Raw genomic sequence first — 22,360 nt, 5'->3', positions numbered from 1 at the left:
TTAATGCCGGGTCGGACCCGGCGGGCGGTCTGCACCGCCCGCCATACCGTACCAGCCGGTGCGGTCAGTTGGCGTGCAGGTCCGCGTTCAGCTCCACCGTCTGTCCCTTGCGGGGGAGCGCTTCGACGGCGCCGGTGGCGGAATTGCGGCGGAAGAGAAGGTTCGGAACGCCGGAAAGCTCGATAGCCTTGACCACCCGGCTGGTGTCCTCGCCCTCAGCGTTCCGGGGGCTGACGACCCGCACCCGGGTGCCGGCCGTGACATACAGCCCGGCCTCCACCACGGAGTCGTCGCCCAGGCTGATGCCCACACCCGAATTGGCGCCCAGCAGGACCCGCTCGCCGAGGGCGATCTTTTCCTTGCCGCCGCCGGAGAGGGTGCCCATGATGGACGCACCGCCGCCGACGTCGGACCCGTCACCGGCGACGACACCGGCCGAGATCCGGCCCTCGACCATGGAGGTGCCCAGCGTGCCCGCGTTGAAGTTCACGAAGCCTTCGTGCATAACCGTGGTGCCTTCGGCCAGGTGCGCGCCAAGCCGGACACGGTCGGCGTCGGCGATCCGGACACCGGAGGGGATCACGTAGTCCACCATGCGGGGGAACTTGTCCACGCCGAATACGGTGACGGCTCCGCGCTTGCGCAGGCGTGCACGGGTCAGTTCGAAGTCCTCCACCGCCGCGGGGCCAAAGTTGGTCCACACCACGTTGGGGAGCTTGCCGAAGATGCCGTCGAGGTTGATCGTGTTGGGCTGGACGAGCCGGTGGGAGAGCAGGTGCAGGCGCAGATAGGCGTCGGCCGTGTCCGCCGGGGCTTCATCCAGGTTGATCTGGGCAAAGACCACCTTCTGCTCCGTGCCCCGGTCGGGGTCGGTGCCGTGGGCGGCGATGTCGATCAGTGACTGGTCCGCGTTGTCCACGTCGCGGAGGCTCTCCGCCGCCACCCCGAGCGCCGGCGCCGGAAACCAGACATCCAGGACGGTGGCCTCGCCGTTGCGCGTCGAAACGGTGGCGACCCCATAGCCGTAGGCAGAGCGGGCATCGGAACGGGCGTCGGCGGGCACGGCGGAAGAAGCAGTTTCAGTCATGTCCCAAGTCTAACGAGAGCCTTCCCGGGCGCTGAAACATGACAGCCCGGGACGTGGGCCGCAGGACAGCTACAGTGGGACGGTGACCACCAGCAACCGCACCCCTGACCGCGCCGCCAACCAGCCCCCCGCCCACCCGCCCGTCCACCTGGACCTGCGGCAGGATGTCGCGCTGCTCACGGCTGCCCTGATCGACATCAACAGCGTGTCCGGCAACGAAAAGCCGCTGGCTGACGCCGTGGAGCAAGCCCTCCGGGCGCTGCCGCAGCTGGAGCTGGTCCGCGACGGCGATTCGATCATCGCCCGCACCAACCTCGGCCGCGCCGAACGCGTGATCCTCGCCGGGCATCTGGACACGGTTCCGCTGCCCCTGACGGAGGGCTCGCTCGGGACCGTTCCCGCCTACTGGCCTTCCGGGGCGCCGGGGGAGGGCATCCTGTACGGCCGCGGCGCCACCGACATGAAAGGCGGCGTCGCCGTGCAGTTGGCGCTGGCGGCCACCTTGTTCGACGGCGGGGCGGAGCCGGACAAGGACGTCACCTTCGTTTTCTACGACCACGAGGAAGTCGAGGCCGTCAAGAGCGGCCTCGGCCGGCTGGTGCGCAATCACGGAGCGCTGCTCGGCGGGGATTTCGCGATCCTGCTCGAGCCCACCGACGGGACGGTGGAAGGCGGCTGCAACGGCACCAGCCGGTTCGAAGTGACCACGCGCGGCGAGGCGGCGCACTCGGCCAGGGCGTGGATGGGCAGCAACGCCATCCATGCTGCGGCCCCGATCCTGGCCCGGCTGGCGGCGTACGAGCCGCAGACCGTGACGGTTGACGGCCTCGACTACCGGGAAAGCCTCAACGCCGTCAGGATTCAGGGCGGCACGGCCGGGAACGTCATCCCCGATGCCTGTGTGGTGGAAATCAACTACCGGTTCGCCCCGGACAAGACTCCGGACGGGGCTGAAGCCGTCGTGCGGGAACTGCTTGACGGGTTCGACGTCGTCCGGACCGACAGCGCCGCGGGGGCGCGGCCCGGCCTGAACCACCCGGCCGCCGCGTCGTTCGTGGCCGCCGTCGGCGCGGAGCCGAAACCCAAGTACGGCTGGACCGACGTCGCCCGCTTCAGTGAACTGGGCATTCCCGCGGTGAACTTCGGCCCCGGTGATGCGCTGCTGGCCCACAAGGACAATGAGCACGTCGAGGCGGACGCGATCCGCGAGTGCCTGCGGGCGCTGCGGACTTGGCTCCGGGCCTGAAAACCGGCCCCGCTGTATCGAAACGCAAAAGGTCCGGAACCCCGAAGGGTTCCGGACCTTTTTGTGCGCCTGTGCGGCGAGTCTTACCGGGGCGCTACTTGGCCGCGATCCCGGCGACCGGGACGTGGGCGACGCCGCCAGCGGCCCGCTTGGAGCCGCGGCGTTCGAGCCAGATGGCCAGGCGGGAGACCGCCAGGTCGATCGCGATGTAGATGGCGGCGGCCACGAAGAACACCGGGAACAGGTACTGCGGGCCGAGGAAGTCGGCCATGACCTGTACGGCCCGGAGCAGTTCGCCGTAGGCGACGATGTAGCCGAGCGAGGTGTCCTTGAGCAGCACCACGAGCTGAGCGACGAGCGAGGGCAGCATGCGCCGGATGGCCTGCGGCAGCTCGATGGTCAGCCGGGACTGGAAACTGGTCAGCCCGATCGCCAGGCCGGCTTCCCGCTGGCCCTTGGGCAGCGACTGGATGCCGGCGCGGATGATCTCGGCGAAGATCGCCGAGTTGTACAGGACCAGGCCGGCCACGACGGCGACGAACGAGCTCGTGGCGAAGACCAGGAGCACGAACAGCATCATGAGCACCACGGGCATGCCGCGCAGGAATTCCAGCACGACCCTGGTGGGCACCCGGACCCACGGGTTGTCGGAGATGCGCAGCAGGCACACGATCAGGCCCAGCGGGAAGGCAATGACGGCCGCTACGGCTGCCGCGGCGAGCGTCGCGCCGATGCCGTTGGCGATCAGCACCCAGACATCGGGAATCTGGAAGACAGCCCAGCGTTTGGGGTCGAAGATTCCCTGCTGGGCGAGCGTCATGACGGCCAGGACGAGGAGGCCGCCGATCACGATGACGCCGATGATGGAGCCGATCAGCGAAATCCGGCGGGCTTTGGGGCCGGGGACGTCGTAGAGAACAGAGCTCATCGCGCGATTGCCACCTTTCGTTCAACGAAGTTGGCGAGGAAGCCAAGCGGGACGGTTATCAGCAGGTAGAAGAAGGCGACGCCGACCAGGACCCACACGACGGCGTCACCGTTGGCGTTGGCCAGCTGCTTGCCGTAGCCGAACAGTTCCAGTACATAGAAGGCACCGGCCACGGAGGAGTTCTTGACCAGGGCGATCAGGATGTTGATCAGCGGCGGGATGACGGTGCGCAGTGCCTGCGGCAGGACGATGAGGGAGAGCACCTGGCTGAACTTCATGCCGATGCTGCGCGCAGCCTCCGCCTGGCCCACCGGGACGCTGTTGACGCCCGAGCGCACGGCCTCGGCGATGAAGGCCGAGGTGTAGGCGCTCAGGGCGATGATGGCGGCTACCTCGAACTGCTGGAACGTGATGCCGACCCGGGGCAGGACGACGGCGGCGAAAAAGAACGCGATGGTCAGCGGAGTGTTCCGGACAATCTCGACGTACACCATGCTGAAGCCGCGCAGGGCGGCGACGGGAGAGACGCGGGCCGCGGCCAGTACGGTGCCGACGACCAGGGCGATAATCCCCGAGACCAAGGACAGGAAAAGGGTTCTGAGAAAACCGTCCCAATACTGGGGGAGGTTTTCAATGATGACGTCCATATATTCCTTCAGCTGCGTTTAGGGGGAATCCAGGCGTTAGACGGCAGTGGCGGCTGCCGGGCCGCGGAGGAACCCCGCGCCCGGCAACCGCCAGGACCGGCTAGTAGCGGTCGATCGTGGGGAGCTCGGGAGCGGTCTTGATGACCGTGCCGGCAGTGTCTTCCCACGCCTTCTTGTAGGACCCGTCCTTGGCGAACGCTTCCAGCTGGTCGTTGATCCACATGCGGAACGCGGTGTCGTCCTTCTTCAGGCCGATGCCGTAGGGCTCCTTCGTGAAGGTCTGGTCCGAGGCCAGCTTGAAGGCGTCCGGTTCCTTGGAGACGAACCCGGCCAGGATCACGTTGTCGGTGGTGATCGCTTCGACCTGCTTGTTGCGCAGCGGCTCGAGGCAGGCGGAGTAGGTGGCCGCCGGCACCAGGACGGCTTGGTACTTCTCCACGATCGTCGCGGCGGGGGTGGACCCGGTCACGGAACAGACATTCTTGCCCTTGACGTCCTCGGGCTTGGTGATGGAGTTGTTGTCCTTGTTCACCATGAGGGCCTGGCCGGCTTCGTAGTACGGGCCGGCGAAGTCAACCTGGGTTTTCCGCTTGTCGTTGATGGTGTAGGTGGCGACGATCATGTCCACCTTGCCCTGCTTGAGGAATTCCTCGCGGTTGGCGGAGACAGTCTCAACCCACTCGATCTTGTCGGCGGGGATGCCCAGCTTGGCGGCAATCAGCTTGCCGATTTCGACGTCGAAGCCGACCGGCTTGCCGTCGAGGCCCTTCTGGCCGAACAGCGGCTGGTCGAACTTCGTGCCGATGGTGATCTTCCCTGCGTTCGAAAGCTTGGCCATGGTGGAATCGGCAGCAAAGCTCGGCTTCTCGGCTACAGGCGGGTTGGTGGTAGTGGAGGAGCTGCCGCCACAGGCGCTCAGGCTGAGCGCCAGTGCTGCGGATGCGGCAACCAGAAGGGATTTCCTTCGGGTCAAAAATGCCTTCATGACATTCCTTTCATTGGACGGCCGCCTTCCGGCGGCCAGGGTGCGAACTCGTAAGGACTTAGTGCGTCAGCAGCTTGGACAGGAAATCCTTGGCCCGGCTGCTCTTCGGATTGGTGAAGAATTCCTCGGGGGTCGCGTCCTCGACGATCTGGCCGTCGGCCATGAACACGACCCGGTCGGCGGCCTTGCGGGCGAAGCCCATCTCGTGGGTGACCACGATCATGGTCATGCCCTCCTTGGCGAGTTGGACCATGACGTCCAGGACCTCGTTGATCATTTCCGGGTCGAGGGCCGAGGTGGGCTCATCGAAGAGCATGACTTTGGGCTTCATGGCCAGGGCACGCGCGATCGCCACGCGCTGCTGCTGGCCGCCGGAAAGCTGGGCCGGGAGCTTCGGGGCCTGGTGCCCCACGCCCACCCGCTCCAGCAGTGCCATGGCCTCCTTGTCGGCCTCGGCCTTGGCAACGCCCTTGACCTTGATGGGGCCCAGGGTGACGTTTTCCAGGATGGTCTTGTGGGCGAAAAGGTTGAAGGACTGGAAGACCATGCCGACGTCGGCGCGCAGTTTGGCCAATTCCTTGCCCTCGGCGGGCAGTTCCTTGCCATCGATCCGGATCTCGCCGTCGTCGATCGTCTCGAGACGGTTGATGGCGCGGCAAAGCGTTGACTTGCCGGAACCCGACGGGCCGATGACAACAACAACCTCACCCTTGCGGACATTCAGGTTGATGTCCTTCAAGACGTGCAACTGGCCGTAATGCTTGTTCACGGCCTTCAGGGAGACGAGCGCATCGCCGGGCACTTGAGTAGTCATACATCGAATCTAGCGAATTTTGACGCGATATGACCTCAATCACTCAGTTTGCTGAAGATCGTGACTCAAGAGATACCTGCACGTCAGCGCCGGCGCCGGGGTTTGTCTGTAGGATTCCGGCCGGTGCGCCGGGACCGCGGCCGCCGCCTCCGACCGGGTGTGGCCCGGGTGTGGCGCGGGTGTGGCGCGGACGCGCCGGAACGGTGCCGGCGATGTTCCGCGCTAGCCTATGGGCATGAGTACCGATCCGCAGCCTGGCCCCCAGCAGAACTCCGAACAGAACCCCGCCGGGCAGCCGGCCCGCGAGGTCCGCAGTACCCCGGCCCCCAACGGCATCCGCCATAAGGGCCCGCTCGAGCTGCGCCGCAAGGCGGCCAAGGTCACGATGTCGGACCAGACCCTTCTGGACACCAAGGGGCCCGGCCAGTTCGTTCACACCGACCCGTGGCGCGTCCTGCGGATCCAGAGCGAGTTCGTGGAAGGATTCGGCGCCCTCGCCGATCTGGGCCCGGCCGTCAGCGTCTTCGGTTCGGCCCGCACCTTACCCGGAAGCCTGAACTACGAGCTCGGCGTCGAGGTCGGACGCAAGCTGGCCGAGGCCGGGCTGGCCGTGATCACCGGCGGCGGCCCCGGATCGATGGAGGCGGCGAACAAAGGCGCCGTGCAGGGCAACGGCGTCTCCGTGGGGCTCGGGATCGAGCTGCCGTTCGAGCAGGGCATGAACCAGTGGGTGGACCTGGGCATCAACTTCCGGTACTTCTTCGCCCGTAAGACCATGTTCGTCAAGTACGCCCAGGGCTTCATCGTGCTCCCCGGGGGCCTGGGCACCCTGGACGAGCTCTTCGAAGCCATGGTCCTGGTCCAGACCCACAAGGTCACGTCGTTTCCGATAGTCCTGGTCGGAACGGCCTTCTGGACTCCGATGCTCGACTGGGTCCGGGACACGCTTGTTGCCGAGGGCATGGTCTCCGAGGAGGACCTGGACCTCGTGCAGGTCGTGGATGACCCCGCGCTCGCGGTCGAACTCGTCGTCGAGGGCGCGGCCCGCCACCGGAACCCGAACGGAGGCTCCCCCGGTTCCCCGAACGGCAACGGAACGAGGGGCTGACGGGCCGCGGCTGGCGGTTCCGGCCGCCGTCGTCTGGCACGATGGTCTAGTGAGTCTCTTCCTGGTCTTCCTGGCGATTGCGCTGATCGGCGTCGCCGTCCTCGTTGGCAATGGCCTGGCATCGAAAATCTCCCGCCGTGGCCGGGCCGGCGGCCGCGCCTCCTTTGACGACGGCTTCGACGAGCCGGTCGCCTCGCTGCCGCCGGTCCTGCTGCCCGAGCACGCGGCCGCGGCGGACATCGACCGTCTCCGCTTCGGCGTCGGCCTCCGCGGCTACCGCATGGACCAGGTGGACCAGGTCCTGGATGACCTGCGCGAGCAGATCACGGCCAGGGACCAGCGGATCCAGGCGCTCGGGGAGGAGCTGGAACGCCTCCGGCCGCCGACAGAGCCGCGTCCGTGAACCACGTGGACAATCCGGAGACCGCCGCGGCCCCCGGGCCCCGGGGCCCGCAGGGGCTGAACGCCGCGGCATGGACCCGGATCGCGTCCGCCGGCGCCCGGATGTCGCGGTGGCCGTGGTGGGTCCAGGTTTCCGGACTGTATATCGCCGCCCGGCTGGTCAGTGCCTGCATCTTCATGGCCGCGGCCCTGCACCAGGGCGTAAATCCGTGGTTCCCCGCCAAGCCGGACTACTGGAACTTCATCAACATTTGGGACGCCCGCTGGTACGCCGAAGCGCTGCAGCACGGCTACCCCGCACTGCTGCCGACCAGCGCCGAGGGTATCGTGCAGGAGAACGCGTGGGCCTTCTACCCGCTGTTTCCGATGCTGGGCAGGGTCCTTTCGGGGCTCACGGGCACCGGCCCGGCGTGGTCGCTCACGGTCATCGCGCTGGTCGCCGGGCTGGGAGCGGTCCTCGTGGCGTACCGGATCTTCCGGCACCGGGCCGGGCACCGCACGGCGCTGTGGGGGGTGGTGTTCCTCGCTGCTTTCCCGGTGGCGCCGGTGCTCCAGGTACCTTATGCCGAATCCCTCAATCTGCTGCTGCTGGGCGGCGCGCTGCTGCTGGTCATGGAACGCCGGTACCTGTGGGCGATGCCGGTGGCACTCCTGATGTGCCTGTCCCGACCCACCGGGGTTCCATTGGCCGCGACGATGGGCCTGCTGTTCCTCTACCGCCTCTGGCAGCGCGTCACAGCGCAGCGAAAGACTGTTCAGGGAGAGACTGTTCCGGGGATCCATAGCAACGCGCAGCTTTGGTCCCTCGCCGGCCTCACGGCCGCCAGCGGAATCGGGGCTCTGCTCTGGCCGGCCATCGCCTGGGCCTCGACCGGTGATCCGGGCGCCTACACCAAGACCGAAACCGCGTGGCGCGGCGATGACCTGGTGCCCTTCAAACCCTGGTTCGACACCGGCGTCATGCTCTTCGGTCCGACGCTCGGCGTGCTGGCCCCGTTCGTGCTCGTTGCCGCGTTCACCCTGCTGATGATGTCCCGGCCCGTCGTCGCGCTTGGTACCGAACTGAGGCTCTGGTGCTGCTGCTACATGGGCTACCTGCTGGTCTTCCTGCACCCCCAGACCAGTACGTTCCGGATGCTGCTGCCGCTGTTCCCCCTGGCGCTCAGCGCCGCCCTCGTCTCGCGCTCCCGCGCCTACCGCGGCACCGTGGTGGTCATGTTCGTGCTGCTGCAGATCGTGTGGATTGTATGGCTGTGGGCATGGGCGCCGCTGCCGGGCGGAGGCGATTACCCGCCGTGACGCGCGACACCATTTTGCGGCACCGCCCCGGCTTTGCGGGGCGCGCTGGAAAGTCCAACGATTAGCTCCGGGCGCATTGTTACGCGATAATAGAGGATAAGCAAGGACAAGAAGCACCAAGAAAAACGCGGTTTAACGCACTGATCTGTTGGTGCGTTCACCTGTCAGGGCGGCCTCCCGGAGTGCCGCCGCGGCGGCTTGATTGGCCAAGCGGACGCAGCCCGCCGGGCTGCTATGTCAAGGACTAATGGAGGGGATATTCCTTATGGCGGCAATGAAACCACGCACCGGCGACGGCCCTATGGAAGTGACGAAAGAGGGACGTAGCCTGATCATGCGTGTTCCGCTCGAAGGCGGGGGGCGACTCGTGGTCGAACTCAATGCTGCTGAGGCGACAAACCTCAAGGAATGCCTCGTGGGCGTCACCGAATAGCTTCACACCAAGAGCTTCGCAAAAGGGCGGGGTCCCGGCTACGGCCGGGACCCCGCCCTTTTCGCTGTGCTCCCCGGCCTGCGCCGTTCCTCCGGCCGTTACTTCTTCACCGCTACTTCTTGACCGCTACTTCTTGACAGCGATCAGCAGGCCGTCACCGGTGGGCAGCATCGCGGAGGCCAGACGATCGTCGTCGCGGATGGACTTGCCGATCTGGCGGAGAACCACCGTGGTGGCGTCCCGGGCGGCCGGGTTCGCCACCCGGTCCTTGTCGAGGGCGTCGTTGACGATCAGCAGTCCGCCGGACTTGAGCAGCCGCACGGCCTGTTCGACGTAACCGGGGTAGCTGGGCTTGTCGGCGTCGATGAAGACGAGGTCGTAAGCCCCGTCGGTCAGGCGCGGCAGGACATCGCCGGCCCGGCCCGAAATGGTGCGGGTGCGGTTGGCCGGGCTCCCGGCTTCCTGGAAGGCCTCGCGCGCGGCTTTGAGGTGTTCGACGTCGACGTCGATGGTCGTCAGGACCGCCTGCGGGCCCAGCCCGCGCAGGATGCATACCCCGGACACGCCGGCTCCGGTGCCGATCTCCACCGCGGTCTGCGCCTTGGACGCTGCCGCGAGCACGGTCAGCACTGCGCCCACGCCGGGGCTGATCGGGGTCACGCCAAGCTCGAAGGACCGTTCGCGCGCGTGCAACAGGACCTCATCCTCGGCAGGCAGATCTTCTGCATAGGACCAGCTCGTGGACTTATCGGCGCTCATGGGTAATCGCTTTCTGGGCGGCAGGGGAGTTCTCCCTACAGCGTACTGTGTCGGGCGGTACGGGACCGGCAGGCTACCGCGCCGTGGCCCTGGCAGCGGCGGCGCGGGCGGCCGGCGTTCTGCCTTGGGCGGAAGGCCGCGGTGCGTCAGGAAATTCCCAGCTTATTTTGAAATGATGGGTATCCGCTCATCCGCGTGGTGATCGGCGTCGAATGAAGGGTGCAGGAACCTGTGCGAGCAGGCACCATTCAGGCGTAGGGACCATCCATGAGGGGAGCGGACGATGTCGGTTCTGACACCTGTCCCGGCAACTGAATCAACTGATCCCACCGGCCCGTCCCCGATCGCGGCGGACGCCGACTGGGTGCGGCCCACCTGGGAGGAAGTGGTGACGAACCACTCCGCCAAGGTCTACCGCCTTGCATACCGGCTGACCGGGAACAAGTACGACGCCGAGGACCTCACCCAGGAGGTGTTTGTCCGGGTCTTCCGTTCGCTGGAGAACTTCAAGCCGGGCACCCTGGACGGCTGGCTGCACCGGATCACCACCAACCTCTTCCTGGACCAGGCACGGCGCAAGAGCCGGATCCGTTTCGACGCCCTGGCCGAGGATGCCGAGTCCCGGATTCCCGGCCGGGAGCCGGGCCCGGAACAGAGCTTCGAGTTCAACAACCTCGACGTCGATGTGCAGGCCGCGCTCGAAGAACTTCCCCCGGACTTCCGCGCCGCCGTCGTCCTCTGCGACCTCGAAGGACTGTCCTATGACGAGGTTGCCGCCGCGCTGGACATCAAACTGGGCACCGTCAGGTCCCGGATCCACCGCGGCCGGACGATGCTGCGCGAAAAGCTCGCGCACCGCGATCCGCGTCCGGCCCAGCAGGCCAAGCAGTCCCTCAAGCCGCGGCTGAAGATGCCGCGCATCGCCGGCCTCCTCTAAAGCGGTCAATGGGTCTTCTGAATCGACTATTGGGAAGCTCTGGCTGCAGGTTCTCGGGCAGGGCCGGGCACGGCCGGATCGGCGCCACCCGGAAGCGGGCCGCCGGGCACCACGACCACGTCGAAGAGTGCGCCGAATGCCGGGCCCGGCAGCAGCGTGAGCGCCAGTACCTTGAAAAACTTCGCGGCGCCGCGGTGCCGGAGGCCAGCCAGGACCTGACGGCACGGCTCCTGGCGCGGACCGAGCAGCTGGCCGCAGAACGGGCAGACGCCGAAAAGACGGCCGCGGCGCCGTCGGGTTCACCGGACCGGGCGCGGCCCGTTGGACCGGCGCCGGCGGCGTATCGTCCGGGCGGCCGGCGGAGCGGCCTGCGGCTGCCGGTCGTGGCGGCCGGAGGCGCATTCGCCGCCCTGGCCCTCATGGCCGGCACCGCCTACGTCATGGGCGACGACACCGTTGTCCTGGCCAGCAGCTCCGGTGCCCCCGCACCGCTGAATGCCGCGCCGCCGGCAGCTCTGCCGTCCGACCCGATCGGAGACGTCTCCGGTGCCGGGGAGGAGGCCCGGCCCGGGCTCGGCCTGAACGGCGAACCGGACCTGACCCCGGCCGGGGCCCTGAGCGCCGAGCAGCTTGCCGCGCTGCGCTCGCAGGGATGGACATGCCCGGAGCTGCGCGACCTCGGGTTCCACCTCATGTGGGCCCGCGCCGGAGTCATGTCCGGCAGCCAGGTCGTCGAGCTGCGCCTCACGGACGGGCAGCACTTCGCCACCGTGGTGGAACAGCACGCGTCCTCGCCCCGGACGCCGGGGACGCCCCCGGCGCCCGCCCCGGCCGACAGTTCGCCGGTCAATGTGCTGACCGGCCATACCGCCGCGGCGGACGGCTTCACCCTGGCCGGAGCCGGAACCGGCACGCCCGTCTCCGGGAACGGCACGCTCTGGGTCAACGACGCCCCGCCGTACCGGGCCATCTACCGGACCTCCGCGGCCACCTACACCTACATTTCGGACCTGCCGGCAGGTCAGGCTGATGACGGCGCTGCCGCCCTTGCCCGCGCGGGCGGCGCGGTACCGGAGGCGGCGGCACACGAGGGAATCCCGGAGCGGATAGAACGCGGACTGGCCCGGATATTGGGGCACCTGGCCTCATGATGCGGGAACCGGTCCGACATCGTCGGCGTGCGGGCTTCGTGAAATCGTCGTCAGCCCGAACGAGAGGGTAATCTTCCTAAAGTGCTTGGAATCAATGGACCGGAGTTCTTACTTCTGCTGATCATCGGCCTTCTGGTGATTGGTCCCAGCAGGCTGCCCGAATACACCCAGAAACTTGCCAACATCGTCAAGGAAGTGCGCCGGATGGCGTCCGGCGCGCGGGAACAGATCAAGGAAGAAGTCGGCATCGATATCGATGAGGTCGACTGGAAGAAATACGATCCCCGGCAGTACGATCCGCGCCGGATCATCAAGGAAGCGCTCCTTGAAGACGACACCAAACCGGTGAGCCCCGGTGCCCCCGTGGCGGTGTCCACGGCCGCGGCCGCCACGGCCGTCGCGGAGCACCGCCCGGCCAGGGTTTTTGAGCGGCTGCCCGAAGGCGAACCGGCGCCCTTCGACTCCGAGGCGACCTAAGCCCCGCACTGTCTCTGCGACCGGCTGAGCGGCGCCGCTGCCCGCAACTTCTGCCCGGCCGCTGGCTGCGGCCATATGGATTCTCGCGGCGGGCACGCTCGGGTGGCTCCTGGCGGCCGGTGACGCCACCGCCGCGATGCGCGCAGCACCCTGGCTTTACCTTGCCTCCTGGGTTGTCTACGCGTCCCAGTGGCGGCCCACGGGCCGGGATGCCATCGCCGCGGCATGGCGTGACGCCCGGGCCGCGGGGACCGCAACCATGGGCAGTGGAGTGGTCACGACCTGGAACGTGCCCACGATCGTCGCCGGAGCGGCCGCGGTGCTGGCGGTAAACCTCGCAACCTTTTCCTGACCGGCACCGACGAAGGACCGGGCCCCGGCGCGTGCCGTGCTGCCGGGCGGTCAGCGGGGCTGCAGGCCCAGCGGCATGCCCTTGAGGCCGCGCGGAACCGCCGCGAGTTTACCGGCCACCCCGGCGAGGGCCAGTGCGGCCGGGGTCTCCGGGCGTCCGAGCACCACCGGCATTCCGGCGTCCCCGCCTTCACGCAGCAGGACCTCGAGTGGGATCTGGCCGAGCAGGGGAACATCCTCACCCACGGTGGCCGAGAGACGTTCGGCGAGCACGGCGCCGCCGCCGCTGCCGAACAGGTCCATCCTGCCGCCGTCGGGCAGTTCAAGATAGGACATGTTCTCCACCACGCCGGCCACGGTCTGGCCGGTCTGGGCGGCGATAGCCCCGGCCCGCTCAGCCACGTCCGCGGCGGCCGCCTGGGGCGTGGTGACAACAAGGATCTGCGCCTTGGGCAGCAGCTGGGCGACGGAGATGGCGATGTCGCCGGTGCCCGGGGGCAGGTCCAGGAACAGGGCGTCGAGGTCGCCGAAGTAGACGTCCGTGAGGAACTGCTCCAGCGCGCGGTGCAGCATCGGCCCGCGCCAGGCCACGGGCTGGTTGCCGGTGACGAACATGCCGATGGAGATCACCTTCACCCCGTGCGCGACCGGCGGCAGGATCATGTCGTCCACCCGCGTGGGGGCCTGGGTGATGCCCATCAGCGCCGGGACGGAGAAGCCGTAGACATCCGCGTCCACGATCCCCACCCGCAGCCCCTGGGCGGCCAGTGCGCACGCCAGGTTGACGGTCACCGACGACTTGCCGACGCCGCCCTTGCCGCTGGCGACGGCGTACACCCGGGTCAGCGAGCCGGGTGCGTTAAACGGGATGCCGCGCTGGCCGCCGGAACCGCGCAGTCGTTCCTTGAGGGCATCGCGCTGCTCCTGCGTCATGACCTTCAAATCAACATCGACGCCGGTGACGCCCGGAACGGCGGACAGGGCGGCCTCGGTGTCGGCCGTGATGGTGCCGCGCAGCGGGCAGCCCGCGATGGTCAGCAGCACGGCGATCCGCACGCGGCCGGCGTCGGAGACCTCCACGGAGTCCACCATGCCGAGTTCGGTGATGGGACGGCGGAGCTCAGGATCGATCACGGTGGCAAGTGCGGAGTGCACTTCCTGTTCCAGCGGGGTGGTCATGCGGGCGGGGCTCAGCTTTCGGGGAAGGTGCGGTGTGCGGGCAGGCGGACGGAGTCGGCAGGGGCCGCCGGCGGGTTGGCAGGCGGGTCCGCCGGCGGCGTGTCCGGCTTGCCGGCGGGCTTGACGCGGGGGATTTGCTGGGTGCGGGGGCCGCGCTGCTTGTCGCGCCGCTCCTTCAGTTTCTCCTTGACCTTGTCCCGCGGGGTCTCATGCGCGCCGCTGGAGGGGTCGTGGTGGCGCAGCTCCTCCTGGGCCTCCAGCATGTCCTCGAGCAGGCTGCGGAGCTCGGCGCGGACGTAGTCGCGGGTGGCGACCTCGCGCAGCGCGATGCGCAGCGAGGCGAGTTCCCGGGTCAGGTACTCGGTGTCAGAGAGGTTCCGTTCGGCCCGCTGCCGGTCCTGCTGAAGCGAGACGCGGTCCCGGTCGTCCTGCCGGTTCTGGGCCAGCAGGAGCAGGGGCGCTGCGTAGGAGGCCTGCAGGGACAGCATGAGGGTCAATAGCGTGAAGCCCAGCGCCTTGGAGTCGAACTGCCACGCCTCCGGTGCCCACGTGTTCCAGCCCAGCCAGAACACACAGAACACGGTCATGTACAGCAGGAACTGGGGCGTGCCCATGAAACGGGCGAAGCCTTCCGTGGCGTGGCCGAAGGCGTCCGGGTCCGGGCGGAACTTGGGCAGGACACGTTTCCGGGCGCTGAGCGGCGTGTCGAGGGCGCCGGCAGTCCTGCTGCCGGACCGGACGTTGGAGCTCCGGGGTGGTGTGGACTCAGCCAATGCGGCCTCCAAGTTTCCTTATCGGGGCGTCGTCCTCGTGGGCGCGCCAGTCATCCGGCAACAGGTGATCCAGCACGTCATCAACAGTCACCGCCCCCACAAGACGTCCGTCCTCGTTGACTACGGGGAGCGAGTTGAGGTTGTAGGTGGCCAGGGCCCGGGCCACCTCGCTGATGTGGGCCTGGTCGGAAACCGGCTCCAGGTTCTTGTCCACGAGGTTGCCCAGCGGCTCCGGCGGCGGGTAGCGCAGCAGTTGCTGGATGTGCACGACGCCGAGGAAACGCCCGGTGGGTGTTTCCAGCGGCGGGCGGGCGACGAAGATCGAGGACGCCAGCGCGGGGGAGAGCTCCTCGCGGCGGACGTGGGCGAGGGCCTCGGCCACGGTGGCTTCCGGCGGGAGGATGACCGGGACCGGCGTCATGAGGCCGCCGGCGGTGTCCTCGTCGTATTCGAGGAGGCGGCGGACGTCTTCGGCGCCTTCGGGCTCCATCAGCTGCAGGAGCTCCTCGGCCTGGGCGGTGGGCAGTTCGGCCAGGAGGTCGGCGGCGTCGTCGGGATCCATCTCCTCCAGGACGTCGGCGGCGCGGTTGACGTCCAGGGCGGAGAGGATTTCCACCTGGTCGCCTTCGGGCATTTCCTGCAGGACGTCGGCGAGCCGTTCGTCCTGCAGTTCGCTGGCGACTTCGAAGCGGCGCTTGTCGCTCATTTCCTGCAGGGCTTCGGCGAAGTCGGCCGGCTTGAGGTCCTCGTGGGTCGCCACGAACTGCGTGGCGGCCTGCGGCTCGGTCTTGGCACCCTGCCGGGCATCGGCCCAGTCGATGATCAGGGTCTCGTTGCGGCGCAGCCGGCTCAGCGGCGAGAGGGAGTGGCCGCGGCGGACAAAGAGCTTGGAGACAAACCAGTCGCCGGAGCGGTGCCTGTCCATCGCAATGTCCTCGATGGTGGCGTCCCCGCTGCCGTCCGCGAGGGTCACCCGGCGGTCAAACATTTCGGCGACGACGAGGGTCTCCGCGCCGCGCTGCTCGAACCGGCGCAGATTCACCAGGCCGGTGCAGATCACCTGCGTCTGGTCGATCGAAGTGATCCGGGTCATCGGCACGAAAACGCGCTTCTTGCCCGGGACTTCGACGACGATGCCCACCACGTGCGGGGCGCCCCGGGTCCCGCGGGAGAGCACCACGACGTCGCGCAGCCGGCCCAGACGGTCGCCCAGGGGGTCGAAGACGTCCAGTCCGAGAAGGCGCGCGACAAACACCCGCGAAAGATTCGTGCTCACCCCTACAGGCTACCGAGTCTGCTCTCTTTTAGCTGAATTTCCCGCCGCACACCAGCCTGATGGGTGAGAATGGGCGTATGTCAAACATTTTTGGTGCGCCCAGGGCCGGTGCCCCCAACGGCCCGGATGACGCCCGTGCCGTCCCGCGAGGTGACGTCATCGGCTCGTACAACTCCTACCTGGATGCCCAGAAGGCGGTGGACTACCTCGCCGACCAGCAGTTCCCGGTGCAGATGGTCTCGATCGTGGGCAACGACCTGAAGATGGTGGAGCGGGTGACCGGCCGGCTCACCTATCCGCGCGTCGCGTTGTCCGGTGCTCTCAGCGGCATGTGGTTCGGCCTGTTCGTCGGCGTCATGCTGTCCTTCTTCTCCACGACCCCCGGGTATTTCTCGATCGTCACGTCCGTGCTGATGGGCGCCGCGTTCTTCATGCTCTTCGGCATCGTCACGTACGCCATGCAGCGCGGCAAGCGGGACTTCACCTCCACCAGCCAAGTGGTGGCGACGAACTACGACGTCGTCGTCTCCTTCGAGGCTGCCGGAGAGGCCCGGCGCCTGCTGCACCAGCTGCCCATGACGCCGCATGACGCGTCCGGCGCCGCTGCCGGGCACCCGCAGCACGACTACCGGCCCCAGGAACCCCAGCACTACAACCCGCAGCAGCCGGGGCAGCAGGGCCACGCACCCCAGCGCCCCGCCGGCTGGAATGATCCGTACGGCCAGAGGACGCCGGAGGGCGGCCAGCCCGGCCAGGGCGCCCCGGGCCAGGCTCCGGCCGCCCACGGCACGGAGGAAGAGGCAACCCGGCCGGCCGGCCGGAGCTCCGGCGTGAGCTACCCGGATCTCCCGGACGGCCGCCCGCAGTACGGGGTCAGGGTCACCGACGCCGACAGGCAGGCGCAGGGCCCGGACGGCCAGCAGCAGTAGGCGCGGCGCGCCGCAGGCACAGCAGCACCTGCACACGCAGCAGCAGAAAAGGGAGGGTCCGCGGACCCTCCCTTTCTGTGTTTCAGCACGTGACGAGTTTCAGCCGATCTGGCCGTCAAATTCCAGGTAGATGCCCGCCATCCAGGATTCGACGTCGTCCGCCTTGCGCGGCAGGGCGGCGCTCAGGTTCACCGGCCCGTCCGCCGTCATCAGGATGTCGTCCTCGATCCGGACGCCGATGCCGCGGTATTCCTCGGGGATGCCGATGTCCTCATTCTTGAAGTACAGGCCGGGTTCGATCGTGAAGACCATCCCGGGCGTGAGCACCCCGTCAAGGTAGAGGTCCCGCTTCGCCTGGGCGCAGTCGTGGACGTCCAGGCCCAGGTGGTGGCTGGTACCGTGCGGCATCCACCGGCGGTGCTGCTGGCCCTCGGTGCTGACGGCTTCCTCCACGGAAACGGGCAGGAGGCCCCATTCGGCGAGCCGTTCGGCCAGGACCGTGGTGGCCGCGGTGTGGATGTCGCGGAACCTGGTGCCGGGCTGGGCGGCGGCGAAACCGGCGTCGGCGGCGTCGAGGACTGCCTCGTAGACCTTGCGCTGGATGTCGGAGAATTTTCCGTTGGCCGGCAGGGTGCGGGTGATGTCGGCCGTGTACAGGGAGTCGGCCTCGACGCCGGCGTCCAGGAGCAGCAGTTCGCCGGCCGTGACCTTGCCGGTGTTCCGGGTCCAGTGCAGCACGGTGGCGTTGTTGCCGGAAGCGGCGATGGTGTCGTAGCCGAGTTCGTTGCCTTCCTCGCGGGCGCGGGCGAAGAACGCCCCTTCCACGACGCGCTCGCCGCGGTGGTGGGTCAGGGCCCGCGGGAGTGCCTTGACCACCTCGGTGAAGCCGGCCACGGTGGCGGCCACGGCGGTCTTCATCTGTTCGATTTCCCACTCGTCCTTGAGCAGGCGCAGTTCGGAGAGGGCCTCGGTGAGCTTTTCATCCAGGGCGTCCAGGACGCTGAGGTCGAGGTTGTCCGGATCCTTGGCCGTGTTGTAGCGGGCGGTGTCCACGAGGGCGTCAATGTTCTCGTCGACCTTGCGGACCAGCCGGATGGAGATGCCGCCGATTTCGGGGGCACCGACGTTCTTGGTGATGGCCAGTTCGAGCTCGCTGATGTCCGCGGTGTCCAGTCCGAGCTTGGCCTTGAACTCGGCGAGGGTCGGGCGCGCGCCGATCCAGAACTCGCCGGAGCGGGAGTCGGCGTAGAACTGCTCGGTGTCGCGGCCGGCCAGCGGACGGAAGTACAAGGTGGCGTGGTGGTTTCCGCCGTCGTCGCCGGTGCCCTCGGCTACCGGTTCCAGGATCAGGACCGCGTCGGGCTCGTGGTCCAGGCCCAGGCCGGTGAGGTGCGCGAAGGCCGAGTGCGGCCGGAAGCGGTAGTCGCAGTCGTTCGAGCGGACCTTCAGCGGGCCGGCGGGGATGACCAGGCGTTCGCCCTTGAACTGGCCGGAAATGGCGCGGCGCCGGGCCGCGGCGTGGTCCGCGACGGCGTCGCGCTCGGGCAGCTGCTGCGTCGCAGGCGCCCAGTTGCTGGCCATGAAAGCCTTGAAAGCATCGGAGCTGGGCCGCTGCGAGCGGTTGTTGACGCGCTCGTCGAGGGGCTGGGAAGCGGAGACTTGGGTGTTATCTGCATCGTTCACCGTCCCATAGTCTCACCAGCCCCGCGGCTTAGGCCAACGGCGCGCTGCCGCCGCGGGGCGCCCGACCGCGCGCGTCTGCGGCCGTGGAACCGGGCACCTACTAGGCTGGTGGAGTGAGGATTGACCTGCATGCGCACTCGAACGTTTCCGACGGCACCCAGGCGCCGGCCGACGTCGTCGGGTCCGCCGCGGCAGCCGGGCTCGACGTCGTCGCCCTGACCGACCACGACTCCACCGACGGGTGGGCCGGGGCCGCCGCCGCGGCCAGGCAAACCGGGGTCGCGCTGGTGCCGGGCATGGAGATCTCCTGCCGGACCGCGGAGGGCATCAGCGTGCACCTGCTGAGCTACCTGCATGATCCGTCGCACCCGGGACTTCTCGAGGAAATCACAAAGGCCAAGGACGCCCGGCAGACGAGGGCGCAGAAGATGGTCACCCTGCTGGCCGAGGACTACCCGCTGACATGGGACGATGTGATCCACCATGTGGCACCGGGGGCCACGCTCGGCCGCCCGCACATCGCCGACGCGCTCGTCGCCGCGGGCGTGGTGGAGGACCGGGCCGAGGCCTTCAGCTCCATCCTTACCTCGCGTTCGCGTTATTGGGTCCAGCATTACGCGCCGGAGCCGGCGCTCGCCGTCGAACTCGTCCGGGCGGCCGGCGGCGTGCCGGTCTTTGCCCACCCGGTCGCGTCCGCGCGCGGGCGGATCGTGGGGGAGGGCACGTACCGGGAGATGATCGACGCCGGACTGGCCGGCCTTGAGATCTATCACCGGGATAATCCGGAGGACGGCCGGGCGTTCCTGCGCCGGCTTGCCGACCGGTACGGGCTGCTGGTGACCGGGTCCTCCGACTACCACGGCACCGGAAAGCCGAACCTTCTGGGGGAGAACGTGACCTCCCCGGAAGTCTTTGCCCGGATCGAGGAACTGGGGACCGGCTCGTCGGTCATCCGCTGACCCCGCACCGAACCAACTGGCAGCAGGGGCCGTTCTGAGGTCCCGGAACGGCCGCTGCTGCGGGCTACTTAGGCGGAGGGGTACGCGGTGAAGGCGGCGTGCCGGGACAGGCGTTTGGCCATGACGTCGACGGCCGCCGGGTTCTGGTCCACGCACACGAACCTGCGGTCCAGCTTCGCGGCCACGGCGCCGAGCGTTCCGGAGCCGGCGAAGAAGTCCAGGCACCAGTCGCCGGGCCTGCTCGAGGCCGCGACCACCCGGCGGATGAGGCCCTCGGGCTTCTGCGTCGGGTAGCCGGTCTTCTCCTTGCCGGTGGGGGAGACGATGGTGTGCCACCAGACGTCGGTGGGAAGCTTGCCGAGCTCGCGCTTGGCGGGGGTCACGAGGCCCGGCGCCATGTACGGCTCCCGGTCCACTTCGGCGCTGTCGAAGTGGTACTTCGCCGGGTTCTTGACGTAGACGAGGATGTTGTCGTGCTTGGTGGGCCAGCGGTTCTTGGCCCGGGCGCCGTAGTCATACGCCCAGATGATCTCGTTCAGGAAGCACTCGCGGCCGAAGATCGCATCCAGCATGACCTTCGCGTAGTGCACCTCGCGGTAGTCCAGATGCAGGTACAAGGTGCCGTCGTCGGCCAGGAGCCGCCACGCTTCCACGAGCCGGGGCTCGAGGAAGGACCAGTAGTCGCTGAAGGCGTCGTCGTAGCTGTGCAGCGCGCCCTTGATGGTGTCGTAGGACCGGCCCTTGAACCCGACCCGGTCACCCTCGCCGCCGGCATTGAGCACCATCCGGGTCTCCTGGCGCCGCTGGACCCGCCCGGTGTTGAACGGCGGGTCCACGTAAATCAGTGTGAAGGCGCCGTCCGGCAGCGTGGGGAGGAACTCCGCGTTGTCCGCGTGAACCACCAGGTTGCTGCCGTCCGGCGCCCAGACGGTGTCAGTCATGGAGGGGGTTAGGCCTCGGCGCCGCTTGGCTGTGCGTCGCCGCCGGCCACCACCTCGCCGTTGCGGCGGCGGGTGCGGGTCCGGCGCCGGGCACGGGTTGCCCGGTCCACCTCGGTCGGCGCACTGGCCGAAGCCGCGCGTGCCGAGGCCGGTGCCGAAACGGGGGCCTGGGCCGAAGCCTCGGCCGGGGCGGCGGCGTCCGTATCGGCGGAACGACGGCGGCGCTCACCCGAGCGTGCGCCGGTTTCGGTGCCGCTGCGGCGCGGAGACCGGGTGCCGGTGCGTCCGCCTTCGCGCCCGCCCTCACGTCCGGCTTCGCGTCCACCGGCGCGGCCGCCGCGGCCGCCGTCGCGTCCCCCGCCGCGCGAGTTCTTCTTGCCGGTCTCGCCGAGGTCCTCCAGGACCTCGGCGTCGACGCCGGCCAGCACACGCTTGTCCCGCGGCAGCCGGCCCTTCGTGCCCTCGGGGATGTCGAGTTCCTCGAACAGGTGCGGCGAGGAGGAGTAGGTCTCCACGGGCTCCGGGAAGTCCAGGCCCAGGGCCTTGTTGATGAGTCCCCAGCGCGGGACATCGTCCCAGTCGACAAAGGTCACGGCGGTGCCCTTGTTGCCGGCACGGCCGGTGCGGCCGACGCGGTGCAGGTAGATCTTCTCGTCCTCGACGCACTGGTAGTTGATCACGTGCGTGACGTCGTCGACGTCGATGCCGCGGGCGGCGACATCGGTGGCGACAAGGACGTCCACCTTGTTGTTGCGGAAGGCCCGCAGCGCCTGCTCGCGGGCGCCCTGGCCGAGGTCGCCGTGGATGGCGGCGGCGGCGAAACCGCGGTCCACAAGCTCCTCTGCGACCTTCGCGGCGGTGCGCTTGGTCTTGGTGAAGATGATGGTGCGGCCGCGGCCGCGGGCCTGCAGGATACGGGCCACCACTTCGACTTTGTCCATGCTGTGGGCGCGGTAGACAAGCTGGCGGATGTCGCGCTTGGTCAGGCCCTCGTCGTCCGGGTCCGCGGCGCGGATGTGGGTCGGCTGGGACATGTACCGGCGGGCCATGGCGATGACCGGGCCGGGCATAGTGGCCGAGAACAGCAGTGTCTGGCGGACCGCCGGGGTGCCGGCGATCAGGGTTTCAACGTCCGGGAGGAAGCCGAGGTCCAGCATTTCGTCGGCCTCATCGAGGATGACCATCTTGACGTTCTTCAGGCTCAGGTGCTTCTGCTTGTGCAGGTCGATCAGGCGCCCCGGGGTGCCGACGACGATTTCGACGCCGTTCTGCAGCGCCTCGACCTGCGGCTCGTAGGCGCGGCCGCCGTAAATGGTGGCGATCCGGGCGTTGCGCTTCTTCGCGGCCGTCTCAAGGTCCTTGGCGACCTGAATGGCGAGCTCCCGCGTGGGCACGATCACGAGGGCCTGCGGGGCGCCCGGAACGGCCAGCTTCTCGAAGCCGGCGTCGTCACGTCCGACGACGCGCTGCAGGGCCGGGATGCCGAAGCCGAGGGTCTTGCCCGTGCCGGTCTTGGCCTGGCCGATGATGTCGTGTCCGGCCAGGGCGACCGGCAGCGTCATGGCCTGGATCGGGAAGGGATGGGTGATGCCGGCGTCGGCCAGGGACTCCACAATGTCGGCGCGGACACTGAAATCGGCAAACGTTTTTTCGGCAATCTCGTGCGGCTTTTCGTCCGAGATGATGGTTTCTTCGGGCTCGATGGTTTCCGTGCCGGACTCATCGGTCAGAAGCTGGTGCGTGTGCAATTCACTCACAGGTGAGTTTCCTTATTCATTTTGGGCTGCGCTGCTTGCTCAACGGGGCCGGCCGGGGTGGCCGTTCCGGAGCACGCTCGGGCGCGCAGGCAAATCCAGTGGAAGCCGATCGCGGGCTATCTAAATGCTGGCACTGGGGACCAGCGGGTCTATCTCAAGATCGCGTAGGGGCGGGCTTGTTGAATTCGAAAATCATGGAAATCAACGACCGGGCATCCATTTCTACCTCTCCAGTCTAG

At 68.2% G+C, this 22,360-nt stretch carries 23 protein-coding genes; 11 read left to right on the top strand and 12 right to left on the bottom strand.

Translation table 11 applies throughout. The features are described 5' to 3' along the window. Window positions 1-64: 64 nt before the first annotated feature. Window positions 65-1,087 carry a 2,3,4,5-tetrahydropyridine-2,6-dicarboxylate N-succinyltransferase gene (gene dapD, locus CFN17_RS19530; protein WP_208749312.1) on the bottom strand — a complete coding sequence of 341 codons (1,023 nt, stop codon included), beginning with the start codon at window positions 1,085-1,087 and terminating at the stop codon, window positions 65-67. A 148-nt stretch (window positions 1,088-1,235) separates the two neighbouring features. On the opposite strand from dapD, the gene dapE reads away from it, so the two are divergent. Then, a complete protein-coding gene (gene dapE / locus CFN17_RS19525; RefSeq protein ID WP_208751607.1) occupies window positions 1,236-2,333 on the top strand; it encodes a succinyl-diaminopimelate desuccinylase in 1,098 nt (365 codons plus the stop codon). Window positions 2,334-2,427: 94 nt separating this feature from the next. On the opposite strand, the gene CFN17_RS19520 is transcribed toward dapE, so the two are convergent. The 4 genes from CFN17_RS19520 to CFN17_RS19505 all read right to left on the bottom strand — a co-directional run bounded on the left by CFN17_RS19520 (window position 2,428) and on the right by CFN17_RS19505 (window position 5,707). Next, entirely contained in the window at window positions 2,428-3,261 is an 834-nt protein-coding gene (locus CFN17_RS19520) for an amino acid ABC transporter permease (protein ID WP_208749311.1), read from the bottom strand. Next, entirely contained in the window at window positions 3,258-3,908 is a 651-nt protein-coding gene (locus CFN17_RS19515; RefSeq protein WP_208749310.1) for an amino acid ABC transporter permease, read from the bottom strand. Before CFN17_RS19515 ends, CFN17_RS19520 begins: the two co-directional genes overlap by 4 nt. A gap of 100 nt (window positions 3,909-4,008) precedes the next feature. Further along, the gene (locus CFN17_RS19510) at window positions 4,009-4,893 is read right to left on the bottom strand and encodes a glutamate ABC transporter substrate-binding protein (protein WP_208749309.1); all 885 of its coding nucleotides are present in this window, start codon (window positions 4,891-4,893) and stop codon (window positions 4,009-4,011) included. Between the two features lie 58 nt (window positions 4,894-4,951). Next, a complete protein-coding gene (locus CFN17_RS19505; RefSeq protein WP_208749308.1) occupies window positions 4,952-5,707 on the bottom strand; it encodes an amino acid ABC transporter ATP-binding protein in 756 nt (251 codons plus the stop codon). Between the two features lie 385 nt (window positions 5,708-6,092). On the opposite strand from CFN17_RS19505, the gene CFN17_RS19500 reads away from it, so the two are divergent. The 4 genes from CFN17_RS19500 to CFN17_RS19485 all read left to right on the top strand — a co-directional run bounded on the left by CFN17_RS19500 (window position 6,093) and on the right by CFN17_RS19485 (window position 8,949). Further along, window positions 6,093-6,815: a TIGR00730 family Rossman fold protein gene (locus CFN17_RS19500; protein WP_261792498.1), complete on the top strand. Its 723-nt coding sequence runs from the start codon at window positions 6,093-6,095 to the stop codon at window positions 6,813-6,815. 49 nt (window positions 6,816-6,864) lie between these two features. Beyond that, entirely contained in the window at window positions 6,865-7,218 is a 354-nt protein-coding gene (locus CFN17_RS19495) for a DivIVA domain-containing protein (RefSeq protein WP_208749307.1), read from the top strand. A 101-nt stretch (window positions 7,219-7,319) separates the two neighbouring features. Next, a complete protein-coding gene (locus CFN17_RS19490; RefSeq protein ID WP_208751605.1) occupies window positions 7,320-8,516 on the top strand; it encodes a glycosyltransferase family 39 protein in 1,197 nt (398 codons plus the stop codon). 265 nt (window positions 8,517-8,781) lie between these two features. Beyond that, entirely contained in the window at window positions 8,782-8,949 is a 168-nt protein-coding gene (locus CFN17_RS19485) for a DUF3117 domain-containing protein (protein WP_079550332.1), read from the top strand. 126 nt (window positions 8,950-9,075) lie between these two features. On the opposite strand, the gene CFN17_RS19480 is transcribed toward CFN17_RS19485, so the two are convergent. Next, complete coding sequence (locus CFN17_RS19480) at window positions 9,076-9,708, bottom strand: O-methyltransferase (RefSeq protein WP_208749306.1); 633 nt, start codon at window positions 9,706-9,708, stop codon at window positions 9,076-9,078. 283 nt (window positions 9,709-9,991) lie between these two features. Between CFN17_RS19480 and sigE the strand changes: the two genes are divergently transcribed. From sigE to CFN17_RS19460, 4 genes are all read left to right on the top strand, one after another. Then, complete coding sequence (gene sigE / locus CFN17_RS19475; protein WP_208749305.1) at window positions 9,992-10,645, top strand: RNA polymerase sigma factor SigE; 654 nt, start codon at window positions 9,992-9,994, stop codon at window positions 10,643-10,645. A gap of 29 nt (window positions 10,646-10,674) precedes the next feature. After that, window positions 10,675-11,796, top strand: a complete 1,122-nt coding sequence (locus CFN17_RS19470) for a hypothetical protein (protein WP_208749304.1) — start codon at window positions 10,675-10,677, stop codon at window positions 11,794-11,796. An 81-nt stretch (window positions 11,797-11,877) separates the two neighbouring features. Beyond that, window positions 11,878-12,273: a twin-arginine translocase TatA/TatE family subunit gene (locus tag CFN17_RS19465; RefSeq protein WP_208749303.1), complete on the top strand. Its 396-nt coding sequence runs from the start codon at window positions 11,878-11,880 to the stop codon at window positions 12,271-12,273. Window positions 12,274-12,409: 136 nt separating this feature from the next. Further along, window positions 12,410-12,625: a hypothetical protein gene (locus CFN17_RS19460; protein WP_208749302.1), complete on the top strand. Its 216-nt coding sequence runs from the start codon at window positions 12,410-12,412 to the stop codon at window positions 12,623-12,625. Window positions 12,626-12,675: 50 nt separating this feature from the next. On the opposite strand, the gene CFN17_RS19455 is transcribed toward CFN17_RS19460, so the two are convergent. Genes CFN17_RS19455 through CFN17_RS19445 form a run of 3 tightly spaced genes read right to left on the bottom strand, consistent with a single transcriptional unit; the run spans window position 12,676 to window position 15,852 of the window. Continuing rightward, window positions 12,676-13,803 (bottom strand): Mrp/NBP35 family ATP-binding protein, encoded by a 1,128-nt coding sequence (locus CFN17_RS19455; RefSeq protein WP_208749301.1) that lies wholly within the window; start codon window positions 13,801-13,803, stop codon window positions 12,676-12,678. An 11-nt stretch (window positions 13,804-13,814) separates the two neighbouring features. Continuing rightward, window positions 13,815-14,588 (bottom strand): DUF1003 domain-containing protein, encoded by a 774-nt coding sequence (locus CFN17_RS19450; RefSeq protein WP_208749300.1) that lies wholly within the window; start codon window positions 14,586-14,588, stop codon window positions 13,815-13,817. Then, on the bottom strand, window positions 14,569-15,852 hold the full coding sequence (locus CFN17_RS19445; protein ID WP_208749299.1) for a magnesium transporter MgtE N-terminal domain-containing protein: 1,284 nt from the start codon (window positions 15,850-15,852) through the stop codon (window positions 14,569-14,571). Before CFN17_RS19445 ends, CFN17_RS19450 begins: the two co-directional genes overlap by 20 nt. 77 nt (window positions 15,853-15,929) lie before the next feature. Here CFN17_RS19445 and CFN17_RS19440 point away from each other — a divergent pair, with 77 nt between their 5' ends. Next, window positions 15,930-16,781 carry a general stress protein gene (locus tag CFN17_RS19440; RefSeq protein ID WP_208749298.1) on the top strand — a complete coding sequence of 284 codons (852 nt, stop codon included), beginning with the start codon at window positions 15,930-15,932 and terminating at the stop codon, window positions 16,779-16,781. A 99-nt stretch (window positions 16,782-16,880) separates the two neighbouring features. Here the strand turns inward: CFN17_RS19440 and CFN17_RS19435 are convergent, their stop codons facing one another. Then, complete coding sequence (locus CFN17_RS19435) at window positions 16,881-18,464, bottom strand: aminopeptidase P family protein (protein ID WP_208749297.1); 1,584 nt, start codon at window positions 18,462-18,464, stop codon at window positions 16,881-16,883. A 113-nt stretch (window positions 18,465-18,577) separates the two neighbouring features. Between CFN17_RS19435 and CFN17_RS19430 the strand changes: the two genes are divergently transcribed. Continuing rightward, window positions 18,578-19,423 (top strand): PHP domain-containing protein, encoded by an 846-nt coding sequence (locus CFN17_RS19430; protein ID WP_208749296.1) that lies wholly within the window; start codon window positions 18,578-18,580, stop codon window positions 19,421-19,423. A gap of 68 nt (window positions 19,424-19,491) precedes the next feature. Here CFN17_RS19430 and CFN17_RS19425 read toward each other — a convergent pair whose 3' ends face one another. Both CFN17_RS19425 and CFN17_RS19420 read right to left on the bottom strand, forming a co-directional pair. After that, on the bottom strand, window positions 19,492-20,364 hold the full coding sequence (locus CFN17_RS19425; protein ID WP_208749295.1) for a site-specific DNA-methyltransferase: 873 nt from the start codon (window positions 20,362-20,364) through the stop codon (window positions 19,492-19,494). Window positions 20,365-20,372: 8 nt separating this feature from the next. Beyond that, on the bottom strand, window positions 20,373-22,121 hold the full coding sequence (locus tag CFN17_RS19420; protein WP_208749294.1) for a DEAD/DEAH box helicase: 1,749 nt from the start codon (window positions 22,119-22,121) through the stop codon (window positions 20,373-20,375). Between the last annotated feature and the right edge of the window lie 239 nt (window positions 22,122-22,360).

Source organism: Arthrobacter sp. PM3 (genome assembly GCF_003352915.1).
GTDB lineage: Bacteria > Actinomycetota > Actinomycetes > Actinomycetales > Micrococcaceae > Arthrobacter.
The sequence above is the reverse complement of the archived record's forward strand: the minus strand, read 5'-3'. Positions and strand labels throughout refer to the sequence as shown.

Excerpts from the sequence above, each read along its gene's own strand:
- dapD (WP_208749312.1), bottom strand. The coding sequence starts at position 1,087 with ATGACTGAAACTGCTTCTTCCGCCGTGCCCGCCGACGCCCGTTCCGAT.
- CFN17_RS19520 (WP_208749311.1), bottom strand. The coding sequence starts at position 3,261 with ATGAGCTCTGTTCTCTACGACGTCCCCGGCCCCAAAGCCCGCCGGATT.
- CFN17_RS19515 (WP_208749310.1), bottom strand. The coding sequence starts at position 3,908 with ATGGACGTCATCATTGAAAACCTCCCCCAGTATTGGGACGGTTTTCTC.
- CFN17_RS19510 (WP_208749309.1), bottom strand. The coding sequence starts at position 4,893 with ATGAAGGCATTTTTGACCCGAAGGAAATCCCTTCTGGTTGCCGCATCC.
- CFN17_RS19505 (WP_208749308.1), bottom strand. The coding sequence starts at position 5,707 with ATGACTACTCAAGTGCCCGGCGATGCGCTCGTCTCCCTGAAGGCCGTG.
- CFN17_RS19500 (WP_261792498.1), top strand. The coding sequence starts at position 6,093 with ATGTCGGACCAGACCCTTCTGGACACCAAGGGGCCCGGCCAGTTCGTT.
- CFN17_RS19490 (WP_208751605.1), top strand. The coding sequence starts at position 7,320 with ATGTCGCGGTGGCCGTGGTGGGTCCAGGTTTCCGGACTGTATATCGCC.
- CFN17_RS19485 (WP_079550332.1), top strand. The coding sequence starts at position 8,782 with ATGGCGGCAATGAAACCACGCACCGGCGACGGCCCTATGGAAGTGACG.
- CFN17_RS19480 (WP_208749306.1), bottom strand. The coding sequence starts at position 9,708 with ATGAGCGCCGATAAGTCCACGAGCTGGTCCTATGCAGAAGATCTGCCT.
- sigE (WP_208749305.1), top strand. The coding sequence starts at position 9,992 with ATGTCGGTTCTGACACCTGTCCCGGCAACTGAATCAACTGATCCCACC.
- CFN17_RS19460 (WP_208749302.1), top strand. The coding sequence starts at position 12,410 with ATGCGCGCAGCACCCTGGCTTTACCTTGCCTCCTGGGTTGTCTACGCG.
- CFN17_RS19455 (WP_208749301.1), bottom strand. The coding sequence starts at position 13,803 with ATGACCACCCCGCTGGAACAGGAAGTGCACTCCGCACTTGCCACCGTG.
- CFN17_RS19440 (WP_208749298.1), top strand. The coding sequence starts at position 15,930 with ATGTCAAACATTTTTGGTGCGCCCAGGGCCGGTGCCCCCAACGGCCCG.
- CFN17_RS19425 (WP_208749295.1), bottom strand. The coding sequence starts at position 20,364 with ATGACTGACACCGTCTGGGCGCCGGACGGCAGCAACCTGGTGGTTCAC.